This is a genomic window from Streptomyces sp. 3330, assembly GCF_031456635.1.
Taxonomy (GTDB): domain Bacteria; phylum Actinomycetota; class Actinomycetes; order Streptomycetales; family Streptomycetaceae; genus Streptomyces.
This window is the reverse complement of the sequence record NZ_JAVDVA010000010.1, coordinates 87585-100068: the sequence shown is the minus strand read 5'-3', so window position 1 is coordinate 100068 and position 12484 is coordinate 87585. Positions and strand designations below refer to the sequence as shown.

The 12484-nt window shown below is 69.9% G+C and carries 12 protein-coding genes and 1 riboswitch; of the genes, 6 read left to right on the top strand and 6 right to left on the bottom strand.

Annotated elements, in window-relative coordinates:
• Positions 1-66: 66 nt before the first annotated feature.
• Entirely contained in the window at positions 67-1602 is a 1536-nt protein-coding gene (locus tag J2X68_RS18600) for a VWA domain-containing protein (RefSeq protein ID WP_310433662.1), read from the bottom strand.
• 265 nt (positions 1603-1867) lie between these two features.
• Positions 1868-3694 carry a phosphomethylpyrimidine synthase ThiC gene (thiC, locus tag J2X68_RS18595; RefSeq protein WP_310433661.1) on the bottom strand — a complete coding sequence of 609 codons (1827 nt, stop codon included), beginning with the start codon at positions 3692-3694 and terminating at the stop codon, positions 1868-1870.
• A riboswitch (TPP riboswitch) is annotated at positions 3687-3876 on the bottom strand. (Overlaps the previous gene by 8 nt.)
• An 870-nt stretch (positions 3877-4746) precedes the next feature.
• On the opposite strand from thiC, the gene J2X68_RS18590 reads away from it, so the two are divergent.
• On the top strand, positions 4747-6048 hold the full coding sequence (locus J2X68_RS18590) for a YibE/F family protein (RefSeq protein ID WP_399040263.1): 1302 nt from the start codon (positions 4747-4749) through the stop codon (positions 6046-6048).
• Positions 6049-6222: 174 nt separating this feature from the next.
• Here J2X68_RS18590 and J2X68_RS18585 read toward each other — a convergent pair whose 3' ends face one another.
• From J2X68_RS18585 to J2X68_RS18570, 4 genes are all read right to left on the bottom strand, one after another.
• Complete coding sequence (locus J2X68_RS18585; protein ID WP_310433659.1) at positions 6223-6669, bottom strand: SsgA family sporulation/cell division regulator; 447 nt, start codon at positions 6667-6669, stop codon at positions 6223-6225.
• A gap of 100 nt (positions 6670-6769) precedes the next feature.
• Positions 6770-7633 carry an IclR family transcriptional regulator C-terminal domain-containing protein gene (locus J2X68_RS18580; protein WP_310433658.1) on the bottom strand — a complete coding sequence of 288 codons (864 nt, stop codon included), beginning with the start codon at positions 7631-7633 and terminating at the stop codon, positions 6770-6772.
• A 201-nt stretch (positions 7634-7834) separates the two neighbouring features.
• Entirely contained in the window at positions 7835-8047 is a 213-nt protein-coding gene (locus J2X68_RS18575) for a DUF5326 family protein (RefSeq protein WP_020130691.1), read from the bottom strand.
• A 310-nt stretch (positions 8048-8357) separates the two neighbouring features.
• On the bottom strand, positions 8358-8675 hold the full coding sequence (locus J2X68_RS18570; RefSeq protein WP_310433657.1) for a cupin domain-containing protein: 318 nt from the start codon (positions 8673-8675) through the stop codon (positions 8358-8360).
• Positions 8676-8732: 57 nt separating this feature from the next.
• Here J2X68_RS18570 and J2X68_RS18565 point away from each other — a divergent pair, with 57 nt between their 5' ends.
• The 5 genes from J2X68_RS18565 to J2X68_RS18545 all read left to right on the top strand — a co-directional run bounded on the left by J2X68_RS18565 (position 8733) and on the right by J2X68_RS18545 (position 12467).
• Positions 8733-9110, top strand: coding sequence for a phage holin family protein (locus tag J2X68_RS18565; protein ID WP_310433656.1), 378 nt, complete (start codon positions 8733-8735; stop codon positions 9108-9110).
• 7 nt (positions 9111-9117) lie between these two features.
• A complete protein-coding gene (locus J2X68_RS18560; protein ID WP_310433655.1) occupies positions 9118-9609 on the top strand; it encodes a low molecular weight protein-tyrosine-phosphatase in 492 nt (163 codons plus the stop codon).
• Entirely contained in the window at positions 9606-10763 is a 1158-nt protein-coding gene (locus tag J2X68_RS18555) for a cystathionine gamma-lyase (RefSeq protein ID WP_310433654.1), read from the top strand. Before J2X68_RS18560 ends, J2X68_RS18555 begins: the two co-directional genes overlap by 4 nt.
• A gap of 228 nt (positions 10764-10991) precedes the next feature.
• Entirely contained in the window at positions 10992-11897 is a 906-nt protein-coding gene (locus J2X68_RS18550; protein ID WP_310433653.1) for a LysR family transcriptional regulator, read from the top strand.
• Positions 11898-11984: 87 nt separating this feature from the next.
• Entirely contained in the window at positions 11985-12467 is a 483-nt protein-coding gene (locus tag J2X68_RS18545) for an NUDIX domain-containing protein (RefSeq protein ID WP_057606335.1), read from the top strand.
• Positions 12468-12484: the final 17 nt, after the last annotated feature.

The window sequence follows — 12484 nt, the reverse complement described above, 5'->3', positions numbered from 1 at the left end:
CCTGGAATTGTTCGTCCCGTCTTCCGGTGGCCCGGTGGCCCTGTCCTCGACTGCCCCGTCCTCCGGTCAGAGGATGCCCGCCCGGCCGGCCGCGGTGACCCAGCTGGGGAACTCGGACAGCAGCCGGTCGTACAACTCCTGGTCCGGAAGCGTGCTGATGTCGTCCACGGAGAAGAACCCGACGTTGTCGACGCGGCGTCCGGGCAGCGTGTCGAACCGTTCCAGGACCCCGTAGTTGGACCGGCCGAGTCCCACGAACTGCCAGAAGATCGGCTCCTCGACCGCCGCCCGCAGTTCCCGCTCGATCGCCGCGTCGCGGTAGACCCCGCCGTCGGAGAAGAACAGCACCAAGGTCGGGGCTGCCGCCGGATTCTCCCGGACAAACGCTCTGACCTGGGCAATCGCCTTCTGTTCCTCGTTCTGGATGCCGACCGAGCGCATGTCGACCTGGCCCGGCTCCATCCCCTTGCGGGGCTTCTTGCTCCGCCGGAACAGGCTGATCTCGCCCACCCGCACATGCAGCCGCAGCCACTCGGGGAGCTCGCCCAACCGCAGGTCGGGAAGGCGGGCGGCATCACTGGCGAAGGTCCAGGCCTGCATCTCGCCGTCGTCGTCGAGTTCTGCGGCCACCGCCGCCATGCGCTCCACGACGTCCGCCACCACACCCCGTGAGTACAGGAACGCCATGGACCCCGAGGCGTCGAGGACGAGCACGACCCGCGCGCTGATCCCCACCGCCCCCCGCTTGCTCAGGCTGACGGCGACCTGCTCCTTGCGCAGCGACAACCGCTTGCGCATGTCGACGGGAAGCCGCTCCTCCCCCTTGGTCAGCCGGGGACCGGACGACGGGCCGGTGGCCGGTGGGGTGATCGTCGGCGGGGCGGGCGGCGGCGGGGTGACGGTCGGTGGAGCGGTCGGCGGAGCGGTCGGCGGAGCGGTCGGCGGCGGGGTGACCGCAGCCGGAGGGACGGGCCACGAGGTGCCCGCCGGGCGGTTCGGTGGGACGGCCGCCGGGCGGTTCGGTGGGACGGCCGCCGGGCGGTTCGGTGGGACGAGGGTCTGCTCCGGCTCGTCGTCCACCGTGATCCCGAAGTCCGTCGCCACCCCCGCGAGCCCGGAGGCGTACCCCTGCCCGACCGCCCGGAACTTCCAGCGCCCCTCGCGCAGGTACAGCTCACCGGCGATGAACGCCGTCTCGGTGTCGGCCTGCATCTCGAAGCGGGCCACTTCGGAGCCCCCGTCCCCGCCCAGCAGTCTCAACGTCAGGCCGGTCACCTGTCCGAAGGTGCCGCCGTCCGCCGACGCGCACAGCACCACCCGCGTGATGGCGCTCTCCAGCGAGCCCAGCTCCACCTGGACGGTGTCGGTCGAGATACCGCCTTCGCTCCGCTTGCCGAGGTGGCGAACGGCGCCGGACGTGTGCTGCGGCTGGTTGTAGAAGACGAAGTCCCCGTCGTCGCGCACCCGTCCGTCCTGCGCCAGCAGCAGCGCCGAGGCGTCGATGTCCGGCCCACCGGCCCCCTCGGCCCAGCTGAGTTCGATCCGTACGTCCGGTACGTCGACCGGCAGATTGGCACCCTTGCTCAGGGATCGCGCTGTCATGCAGGCCAGTCTGCCGAGCGGACGCCCTGAGGCAACCGAACGAGCACGACACTTTCCTCCTGGACGACCGCGAAGAGCGTGCCGTCGGGCCGCGGCGCAGCGACCGGTGCCGGCGTGAGGCGGCCTCCGCGGGCATCACCCCGGCGCTCGGCCTGCACCTCGCTCGGGCCCCTCCGAAGCGCCTCCCCCGGGAGCGGCCATGCCGACACGGTGGCGGCGCCGTCCCCAGGGGTCGGACCTCGAGGACAGCGCCGGTCCGCGTACGTCAGTCAGCCAGCGGCAGGTACACCCGGTTCCCGCTCGCCGCGAACTCCCTCGACTTCTCCAGCATGCCCTCGGCGATCTCCTCCGCCGAAGCCCCCTCGGCCGCCCCGGCGCCGAACCGCTCGTTGATGCTCTGGCTGATCTTCATCGAGCAGAACTTCGGCCCGCACATCGAGCAGAAGTGGGCCGTCTTCGCCGGCTCCGCCGGGAGCGTCTCGTCGTGGAACTCCCGTGCCGTGTCCGGATCGAGGGCGAGGTTGAACTGGTCCTCCCAGCGGAACTCGAAGCGGGCGTCCGACAGCGCGTCGTCCCATTCCTGAGCGCCGGGGTGCCCCTTGGCGAGGTCGGCCGCGTGGGCGGCGATCTTGTAGGTGATCACGCCGGTCTTGACGTCGTCGCGGTTGGGCAGGCCCAGGTGTTCCTTGGGCGTGACGTAGCAGAGCATGGCCGTGCCCCACCAGGCGATCATCGCGGCGCCGATGCCGGAGGTGATGTGGTCGTACGCCGGCGCGACGTCCGTCGTCAGTGGGCCGAGCGTATAGAACGGAGCTTCATCACAGATCTCCTGCTGAAGGTCGATGTTCTCCTTGATCTTGTGCATCGGGACGTGTCCCGGGCCCTCGATCATCGTCTGAACATGGAAACGCTTCGCGATCCGGTTGAGTTCCCCGAGGGTCCTCAACTCCGCGAACTGCGCCGCGTCGTTGGCGTCCGCGATGGAGCCCGGACGCAACCCGTCGCCCAGCGAGTACGTGACGTCGTAGGCGGCGAGGATCTCGCAGAGTTCCTCGAAGTTCTCGTAGAGGAACGACTCCTTGTGGTGGGCGAGGCACCAGGCCGCCATGATCGAGCCGCCCCGCGACACGATGCCGGTCTTGCGATGGGCCGTGAGCGGGACGTACGGCAGGCGGACGCCGGCGTGGACCGTCATGTAGTCCACGCCCTGCTCGGCCTGCTCGATGACGGTGTCCTTGTAGATCTCCCAGGTCAGTTCCTCGGCCCGGCCGTCGACCTTCTCCAGCGCCTGGTACAGCGGCACCGTGCCGATGGGGACGGGGGAGTTGCGCAGCACCCACTCACGGGTCGTGTGGATGTTGCGGCCGGTCGAGAGGTCCATGACCGTGTCGGCACCCCAACGGGTCGCCCAGGTCATCTTGTCGACCTCCTCCTCGATGGAGGACGTCACCGCCGAGTTGCCGATGTTGGCGTTGACCTTCACCAGGAACCGCTTGCCGATGATCATCGGCTCGATCTCCGGGTGGTTGACGTTGGCCGGCAGGACGGCGCGGCCCGCCGCGATCTCCTCGCGGACGACCTCGGGAGAAACGTTCTCCCGGATGGCCACGAACTCCATCTCGGGTGTGATCTCCCCCCGGCGCGCATACGCGAGCTGGGTGACCGCCTCGCCGTCCCGCCCGCGGCGCGGCAGGCGCGGCCGCCCCGGGAAGACGGCGTCGAGGTTACGCAGACCGCCGCGCGGTGAGGTGTGCTTGATGCCGTCGTCCTCGGGGCGCACCGGCCGGCCGGCGTACTCCTCGGTGTCGCCGCGGGCGATGATCCAGTTCTCGCGCAGGGGCGACAGGCCCCTGCGGACGTCGGTCTCGACGAGCGGATCGGTGTACGGGCCGGAGGTGTCGTACAGGGTGACCGACTGCCCGTTGGTGAGATGCACCTGACGAACCGGCACACGTAGATCGGGGCGAGCGCCCTCGACGTACCCCTTGTGCCAGCCGATGGACTTCCCGGCCTCCGTGTCGTTCCCGTCGACCGTGCTGTCGCTGGTCGCGTTCTGCGTGAAGGCAGGCGTGCGTGCGTCCTTGTTGGTCATGAGACCTACTCCCTACGCCGGCATTACCCGGTAACAGGTTCGGCGGTCGACGCAGCGGCTACCGCCTGCCGACGTTTCATGTGAAACATCACTCGATTCGAGAGACGTTCCACGTGAAACATCGCGAAGACGGAGGTCAGCGCCCTCTCAGCCCGGTGCTCCGAGCTCCCGCGTGTGCAAAGGTTGGCTCCACGCTAGCGTCCTTTCTGGCGCGGTGAACAGAGGGCCCCTGTCGTTCTTGCGATGATCGGTCGGTGACCACGACACACCAGCCCCCGTATCCGCCGCCCGAGCCGCCCCGCCGACCGGGCGCCGCCGGTGGTCCCGGCAATGGCTCCGGAATCGGTTCTGGAAGCGGTTCCGAAAGCGGCCCCAGAGGCGACCGTGACTTCAACAGCGGTCACGACCAGCCCCGTAACCCCGACCGTGGGCCGGGCTACGCCGGTGGGCTCGGCGGACTGCGACGCGTCGGCACCGCCGGCACCGTCGGCACCCCCAGCGGTCAGGCACCCGGCTCGAGCGAACGCCCGCGCCCCGGGGCAGGGCCCGTGCCCGGTAGCGGACATCAGGACGGGCAGGGGCAGGGATACGGAAGCAGCGGGCAGGGGCAGGGGCAGGGGGCCGGGACCGACCCGGGTTACGGGAACAGCCAGGGATACGGAGACGGCCGGGGCTACTCGGACGGACCCGCCCTTCGCCAGGAGTACGGCCCTGACCGCGGTTCCGGCCCTCGTCCTGGCCCTGGCCCGCGTCCTGACTCGTTCCCTCACCCTGAACGTGGACCCGGCTCCGGCTCTGCTCCCGTCCCTGGTCCAGGCTTTGGTGACGGATACGACGCTGCCCACGAACACCGTCATGGGCACGGTCACGACGGTGGCGCCGGGAGCGGCACCGGCGGGGGCCACGGCGGCGGTCACGGCCACGGTCCGGGTGACGGACCTGGTCATGGTCCGGGCGACGGGCCCGCACCCGGTTCGGACTCCGGATCCGGCTCTGACGGCGGGCACGGGCACTCCCACGGGCACAGTCACAGCCACGGCCCTGCCGCCCCGGTGTCCCAGCACCTGCGCAAGGTCATCGCGGCCATCCTCATCCCGTTCGGGGCCGCGGTACTGGTGGGACTCGTGGTGCTGTGGCCCGGGGGAGCCCCGGCGCACGAGCGCACCGGAGTCGGCTTCGACCGGCAGACCCAGCAGGCCACGGTCACCAAGGTCGTGAGCGTGAGCTGCGCGTCGGTCAACGCCTCGGGCGACACCCCCACCGGCGACACCTCCACCGCCGAGGGCTCCTCCGCGCAGCAGCAGGCGAGCGGTACCTGCAAGCGCGCCACGATCCGGGTGGACACGGGCGACGACAAGGGCCGTACGTTCACCGAGATCGTCCAGCCCGACCAGACACGGCAGTTGGAGCAGGGCGAGAAGGTCGTGGTGGCCTACGAACCCTCCGCGCCGAAGGACCTCCAGTACTCGGTCACCGACGTGAACCGTCGCATTCCCATGGCGGTCCTGGCCATCATCTTCGCGGTCGCCGTCGTGGTCGTCGGGCGGCTGAGGGGCGTCATGGCGCTGGTCGCGCTGGCCATCAGCTTCATGGTGCTGAACTTCTTCGTCCTGCCCGCGATCCTCCAGGGGTCGAACCCGCTGGTCGTGGCGGTGGTGGGGTCGAGCGCCATCATGCTGATCGCGCTGTACCTCTGTCACGGGCTCTCGGCCCGCACCTCCGTCGCGGTGCTCGGCACGCTGATCTCGCTGCTGCTGATCGGCGTCCTCGGCTCGCTGTTCATCGACTGGGCCGCGCTCACCGGGAACACGGACGACAACACCGGTCTGATCCACGGCCTGTACCCGTCGATCGACATGAGCGGTCTGCTGCTGGCCGGCATCATCATCGGCTCTCTCGGCGTGCTCGACGACGTGACGGTCACGCAGACCTCGGCGGTCTGGGAGCTGCACGAGGCCAACCCCGCGATGGGCTGGCGGGGTCTGTACCGGGCCGGCATCCGCATCGGCCGCGACCACATCGCGTCCGTGGTCAACACGCTCGTCCTCGCCTACGCCGGTGCCGCGCTGCCGCTGCTGCTGCTCTTCTCGATCGCGCAGAGCAGTGTGGGCGCGGTCGCCAACAGCGAACTGGTCGCCGAGGAGATCGTCCGCACCCTGGTGGGCTCGATCGGTCTGGTCGCCTCCGTGCCCGTCACGACGGCCCTGGCGGCCCTGGTGGTCTCCGCCGACCGGCCGGGGTCAGGAAAGGCACCCGTGACGGCTCAGGAAGCCGTCCCAGCGGCCTCGGCGGGGGCCGCGGTCGCGGGCAGCGCACCGGCCCGGGGCGGACGGGGCAGGCGGCGCAAGCGCTGAAGGGGAGGACGCCCGGGTGGCGCCCGCGCGGGCCGACTCGGGCGCACGCCTCACCTCTCCCGGCAAGGCCGTGGCGCGCCCGCCCCACCCCATGAAGAAGCGTTACTGCACACCAGTGACCGCGCCGAAGCATCCACCGCCGCGCGTTTCGCCACCGCTCGCTTCCCGTGCATGTCAGCCGGCGCTCTGTTCCTCCGCCAGGATCCGGTCCAACGCCTCGTCCAGATGCGCGTCGAAATCGGCGAGAGCACCCTCCTGGCCCAAGGGGACCAGCTTGTCGGTGCGGTCGAGGAACGCCACGAGCGGGGCTGTCGAGGAGCGGAACAGCGCCTGGTCGCCGCCGACCTGAAGCCGGATCAGAACCTCCCCCAGCACATCGGGATCCACCGGCGAGACACGGACGTCCCCTTCGCCGCACGGTCTGCCCACCCCGTCGATGAGCAGCTCGCGCCCGAAAGCCCAGGTCACCGGGGCATCACCGGGCAGATGGAAGGTGAGGCGCACGGCGTAGGGATCGCACGACTCGTAACCCAGCTCCACCGGAATGCGGAACGAGAGCTCCTCGGACACGAGGAAGCTCATCATGACCTCTGCCTGTACTGCCTGTACGGACTCGCGCATCGCCTTACCCCGTCATTTGCCGCCGACTGGCCGGGAATGGACCTTCTGACACTGCACGCATCTTGCTGAACGTGCACAACAGATCACAAGGAGTGAGTTTTCAGATACTGATAGAGATCGCCAGCGATCCCAGCAGCCGGCCGATCTCGCTCTGTAGTTGCCGAGCCGCCGGCAGCAGACGGTCGGCGTGATGGGCGGGCAGGGAGATCGCCATCGTGGACGCCGTGGTGCCCACGGTGATCGGGACGGCGGCGCACACCGTGCCCAGCGCGTACTCCTGCCGCTCGACGACCGGTTCCATCCGCCGCATCCGCTCCAGGCGTCGCAACAGAGCGTGATTGTCACGCACGGTGTACGGCGTGATCGATTCGGCGGGATAGCGCTCCAGATGATCGCGGCGGGCGTCCTCGTCGAGCTGGGAGAGCAGACACTGGCCGATGGCGTGCGCGTGTCCGGTCTCGCCGAAGTCGGCCCACTCCTCGACCGCCGGATTGCCCGGGGTGTCGGACACGCACATGATCTCGATCTCGCCGTCGCGGTACCTGGCGTAGTACACGGGGACACCGATCGAATCGCGCCACTGGGCGAGGGTGTCGGCGACCGTGCTGCGACGTTTCTGCGCGGCTCCGCTCCTGCCGAGCCGCTCCGCCGCCTCACCGAGGAAGAACAGCCCCCTGTCCCGGCGCAGATAGCCCTCGTGCACGAGGGTGCGCAGCAGGTGGTAGGCGGTGGGCAGCGCGAGCCCGGTCTCCCGGGCGAGCTGTTTGGCCGGCGCCCCGTACTCGTGCTCCGCGACGGACTCCAGCAGCCGCATGGCGCGTTGGACGGAGCCGATCAGGGTGACGGCGGGGTGCGGATCCTCGGGGGTGGTCGGGTTCGGCGGGCGTTGCAGCGGGGGTGCGGCGGACCGCGGCCGTGCGGGGGGTGCGTACGGTTCTGCGGATGCGGTGTCAACCATGACCATGGGTCACTTCCGAAGCGCGAGGGGGGAGGTCCGTGCGGGGAACACGGGAGGGGGTGTGTGCGCCACTCGCGGGGGTTCGTCCCCGCGACGAGTTCCGGACTTTAATCGTCTGCCACCGCGTACAGACGAGCTGTCAGGGAAACTTCCCCCGGCCGAGGGAACAGGCGATTCCTGTTACCGCTCACCGGCCTCCCGCACCGCTCACCAGTCGCTGCGCGACGAGGAACTCGACGTGAACTTCCGGACGACGTAGATCAGTCCGCCGACCAGCGCGACGAAGACCAGCAGCTTGAAGAGCAGTCCGATCACGAACCCGACGACGCTGGCTATGAGACCGCCGAACACGACCAGGGCGATGACCGGCACCGCGACCCACTTCACCCACCACGGCATTCCCGCGAAGATCTCTCGCATCGCCCTGTCCTCATCCTCTTCGTTCGATGTCCGGCTCCCCTGTCGGGCCGGAGCGTTTCGATGTCCTGCCGCCGATGCTAGGTCCGAAGAGGGTGCCGACGGGGGCCTCACACCCCTTGTCCTCCCCTGACCGAACCCCTAGGGAACCCCGAGACCCCGGTCGACCGGCAGGCGGACCCGCTCGGACTGCGCGCCGGACGGGCACCGCGCAGCCGAGCTCAGGACCGCTCCGGGGGGCTCTGGACGGGGTCTGGGCGGGGTCTGGACAAGGTCTGGGCGGGGTCCTGATGCGGGCCCCGGGCGCTGGAGCTCAGCCCTCCGCCGGCGAGAACACGACCAGGACGCGAAGGTCCTCGCTGATGTGATGGAACTTGTGGGCGACGCCCGCCGGGACGTACACCACGCTGCCCCGCGCCACCTGCGTGGTCTCCAGACCGACCGTGATCGAGGCCCGCCCGCTCACGACGAAGTACACCTCGTCCTGCTGGTGCGGATTCTGTGGATCGTGCGCGCCGGCGTCGAGCGCGTACAGCCCGACCGACATGTTCCGTTCACGCAGAAACTGCAGGTACGCACCGTCGTTGGCGGCTCGCTCCGCCTCCAGTTCGTCCAACCGGAATGCCTTCATCGACCTTGTCCGCCCTTGTCGGTGCTCGTTCTCGATCTCTCTGCCACGATCAGACACATGAAGAATTTCGTAGTCAAGACGATCGCCAACGCAGGCGCCTTGGCGGTCGCCGTCTGGCTGCTCGACAAGATCACCCTGACCGGTGACAGCACGGGCAAGAAGATCGGCACCCTTGTCGTCGTCGCACTGCTTTTCGGCCTGGTGAACTTCCTGGTCAAGCCGATCGTCAAAGTGCTGACCTTCCCCCTGTTCATCCTCACGCTCGGCCTCATAACCCTCGTGGTCAACGCCCTGATGCTGCTGCTGACCTCGTGGCTGGCCGACAAGCTCGACCTGAGCTTCCACGTGGAGGGCTTCTGGACCGCGGTCCTGGGCGGCCTGATCATCTCCGTCGTCTCCTGGGCTCTCAACGTCGTCATGCCCGACAACGACTGATGCCGCGATGACCTACCGCGTCTGCTTCGTCTGCACCGGCAACATCTGCCGCTCGCCGATGGCCGAATCGGTCTTCCGCGCGCGGGTGGACGACGCCGGTCTCGAGGAACTGATCGAGGTCGAGAGCGCCGGCACGGGCGGCTGGCACGAGGGCGAGGACGCCGACCCCCGTGCCCTCTCCGTCCTGGAGGAGCACGGCTACGTCCTCGACCACACGGCCCGGCGCTTCGAGCCGTCCTGGTTCGCCCGCCTCGACCTCGTCATCGCCCTCGACTCCGGCCATCTCGAAGCCCTGCGCCTCCTCGCACCCACGGAGGAGGACGCGGCGAAGGTTCGGCTGCTCCGGTCCTACGATCCCGCGGCGGCCGACGACCTCGACGTCCCCGACCCCTATTACGGGGGCCTGAGCGGCTTCGAGGAATGCCTTGAGATGGTGGAGGAGGCGAGCGCCGGTCTGCTCGCCGCCGCACGAGACGACGTGGAAGGACGAATGGCATGAGCGGATCCGCTACCGACGGAGAGCGTTCCCAGGGCCCCGGAGAAGGCACGCGCGCGGTGAGGGCGGGGCTGCCCGAGCCGGTGAAGTACGAGCCCACCCTTCCCGGGCCGGTGTTCGCAGCGCACTTCCACCTGCCGGGAGAGCCCACCGGCCCGTACACCTACGGCCGCGACGAGAACCCGACCTGGACCCACCTGGAGCACGCCATCGGCGAGCTCGAGGCGCCGGGCCGGGACGACGTCGAGACGCTCGCCTTCGCCTCCGGCATGGCCGCCATCTCATCGGTGCTGTTCTCCCAGCTGCGTGCCGGTGACACCGTCGTGCTGCCCGACGACGGCTACCAGGTGCTGCCCCTGGTGCGTGCGCAGCTGGAGGCGTACGGCATCGAGGTGCGCACCGCGCCGACCGGCGGCGACGCGCAGCTGGACGTCCTGGACGGCGCGAAGCTGCTGTGGATCGAGTCTCCCTCGAACCCCGGGCTCGACGTGTGCGACATCCGGCGGCTCGTCGAGGCGGCACACGCGCGTGGCGCTCTGGTGGCCGTGGACAACACGCTCGCCACCCCGCTCGGGCAGCGCCCGCTGGAACTCGGCGCCGACTTCTCGGTGGCCAGCGGCACGAAGCAGCTCACGGGACACGGCGACGTCCTCCTCGGCTATGTCACCGGACGGGCCGGTACGCCGATGACGGCCGTACGACGCTGGCGCAAGATCGTCGGGGCGATCCCCGGGCCCATGGAGGCCTGGCTCGCGCACCGGTCGATCGCCACCCTCCAGCTGCGCGTCGAGCGGCAGAACACCACCGCCATGGCCGTCGCCGAGGCGCTGCGGGGGAGGCCCGAGGTGAGCGGACTGCGCTACCCGGGGCTGCCGGACGACCCGTCCCACAAGGTCGCCTCGCAGCAGATGCGCCGCTACGGGTGCGTGATCTCGTTCACGCTGTCCACGCGCGCGCGTGCCGAGCGTTTCCTCGACGCCCTGCGGCTCGTGGACGACGCGACGAGCTTCGGCGGGGTGCGGTCCACCGCCGAGCGGCGCGGGCGCTGGGGCGGGGACGCGGTGCCGGAGGGCTTCATCCGGCTGTCCGTCGGCGCCGAGGATCCCGAGGACCTGGTGGCGGATGTGCTGCGGGCGCTGGAGGAGTCGGCCCGGTGACCGCCTTACGGACCCCCCGTCGGGGCACCGCAACGCACGACGGACGGTCCGAGCCTCCCCCCTCGTGGCTCGGACCGCCCTCGGTTCTGCGCGCGAAGAACCGCGCGAACAAGGCTAGTTGACTCTGTGTCAGTGTCCAATCACAGTAGCGACAGAGACCTATCGACTTATTTATAGTTGAGCCCTGCCTCAGAGCCGGAGGAAAGGCGGGCAAAGGGAGGACGCTCCATGGATCTGGCCTTGCTGCGCACCTTCGTGACCGTGCACCGGGCCGGCTCCTTCACCCGCGCCGCCGCTCTGCTGGGGCTGTCCCAGCCGGCCGTCACCTCACAGATCCGCACGCTGGAGCGGCAGCTCGGCCGCCCCCTGTTCCTGCGGCAGGCCCGTGGTGTGACCCCGACGAGCATCGGCGACGAGCTCGCCCACAAGGCCGCTCCACATCTCGACGCCCTGGTGGAGATCGCCGGCACCGGCCCCGAGGACGAGCCCGCCGGGCGGACGCTGCACCTCGCGGGTCCCCCCGAATTCACCGCCGAGCGGGCCCTTCCCGCGCTCGCCGAGCTGTCCGGCGACGACGGTCAGGGGTTCGCCCTGCGCGCCTCCTTCGGGACCGCCGAGGAGGTCCTGGAGGGACTGGCCGCCGGCCACCACGACCTGGCCATCAGCACGGCGCGACCGCGCGGGGCACTGCTCACGGCCACTCCGCTGTGCGACGAGGAGCACGTCCTGGTCGCCGCCCCGCAGTGGGACGAGCGGATCGCCGCGGGAAAGCTGTGCCGCAAGGACGCGACGGCGCTGGAGAACCTCCCGGTCGTCGAGGTCCACGAGTCCCTGCCCCTCGTCTCCCGCTACTGGGCCTCCGTCTTCGACTCACGCCCCGCCGCCTCGGGCACCGTCATCGTGCCCGACCTGCGCGCGGTCCTCGCGTGCGCGGTCGCCGGCGCCGGTCTGGCGGTCCTGCCCCGCTATCTGTGCGCGGCCGCGCTCGAGCGCGGTGACGTCGTCGCGCTGCACGAGCCGGCGGTGCCGCCGCTACGGACGTACGTTCTCGTGGCGCGCGCGGGGACGCTGGCGACGCCCCACATCGGCCGGGCCCACGAGTGGCTGCTGGGCGCGGCCACCGCCTGGTCCTGACCGGATTCCACGCGACGGCGAGGAAAGAGCTCGTCCGGTGACCTCCCACGATGTTTCACGTGGAACCAGCCGGGCCACATTTCTCCCATGACCGTCCGACCCGTGGTCAAGCGCACCGCACGAGCTGTCCTGCTGGACGGCGACAACCTGATCCTGATCAAGCGCACCAAGCCCGGTGTGGATCCCTACTGGGTGACGCCCGGTGGCGGGGTCGAACCGGACGACGCGACCGTGGTGGACGCCTTGCATCGCGAGGTGCACGAGGAACTCGGCGCCAAGATCACCGACGTGGTGCCCTGTTTCGTCGACACCGTGGAGCACATCGGTGACGACGGGGGCGCGACCGGCGTGAAGGTGCAGCACTTCTTCGTCTGCCGTCTGGAGTCCATGGACCCCGCGCTGCGGCACGGCCCGGAGATCGAGGAACCCGCCGGCGAGTACGAGATCGTCCGTGTGCCCTTCACCCGGGTGGGGATCGCCTCGGTCCACCTCGTGCCGCTGTCGCTGCGGCACTACCTCGACGGCAACATCGAGGGCGTGCGCGCCATGCACGCGCCCGACCTCGGCTGAGGGGCTGATCCCGGGCC

What these genes read in the sequence shown, in the direction of transcription:
- J2X68_RS18600 (WP_310433662.1), bottom strand. Translation starts at nt 1,602, where the DNA reads ATGACAGCGCGATCCCTGAGCAAGGGTGCCAATCTGCCGGTCGACGTA.
- thiC (WP_310433661.1), bottom strand. Translation starts at nt 3,694, where the DNA reads ATGACCAACAAGGACGCACGCACGCCTGCCTTCACGCAGAACGCGACC.
- J2X68_RS18585 (WP_310433659.1), bottom strand. Translation starts at nt 6,669, where the DNA reads ATGCGCGAGTCCGTACAGGCAGTACAGGCAGAGGTCATGATGAGCTTC.
- J2X68_RS18580 (WP_310433658.1), bottom strand. Translation starts at nt 7,633, where the DNA reads ATGGTCATGGTTGACACCGCATCCGCAGAACCGTACGCACCCCCCGCA.
- J2X68_RS18575 (WP_020130691.1), bottom strand. Translation starts at nt 8,047, where the DNA reads ATGCGAGAGATCTTCGCGGGAATGCCGTGGTGGGTGAAGTGGGTCGCG.
- J2X68_RS18570 (WP_310433657.1), bottom strand. Translation starts at nt 8,675, where the DNA reads ATGAAGGCATTCCGGTTGGACGAACTGGAGGCGGAGCGAGCCGCCAAC.
- J2X68_RS18565 (WP_310433656.1), top strand. Translation starts at nt 8,733, where the DNA reads ATGAAGAATTTCGTAGTCAAGACGATCGCCAACGCAGGCGCCTTGGCG.
- J2X68_RS18560 (WP_310433655.1), top strand. Translation starts at nt 9,118, where the DNA reads ATGACCTACCGCGTCTGCTTCGTCTGCACCGGCAACATCTGCCGCTCG.
- J2X68_RS18555 (WP_310433654.1), top strand. Translation starts at nt 9,606, where the DNA reads ATGAGCGGATCCGCTACCGACGGAGAGCGTTCCCAGGGCCCCGGAGAA.
- J2X68_RS18550 (WP_310433653.1), top strand. Translation starts at nt 10,992, where the DNA reads ATGGATCTGGCCTTGCTGCGCACCTTCGTGACCGTGCACCGGGCCGGC.
- J2X68_RS18545 (WP_057606335.1), top strand. Translation starts at nt 11,985, where the DNA reads ATGACCGTCCGACCCGTGGTCAAGCGCACCGCACGAGCTGTCCTGCTG.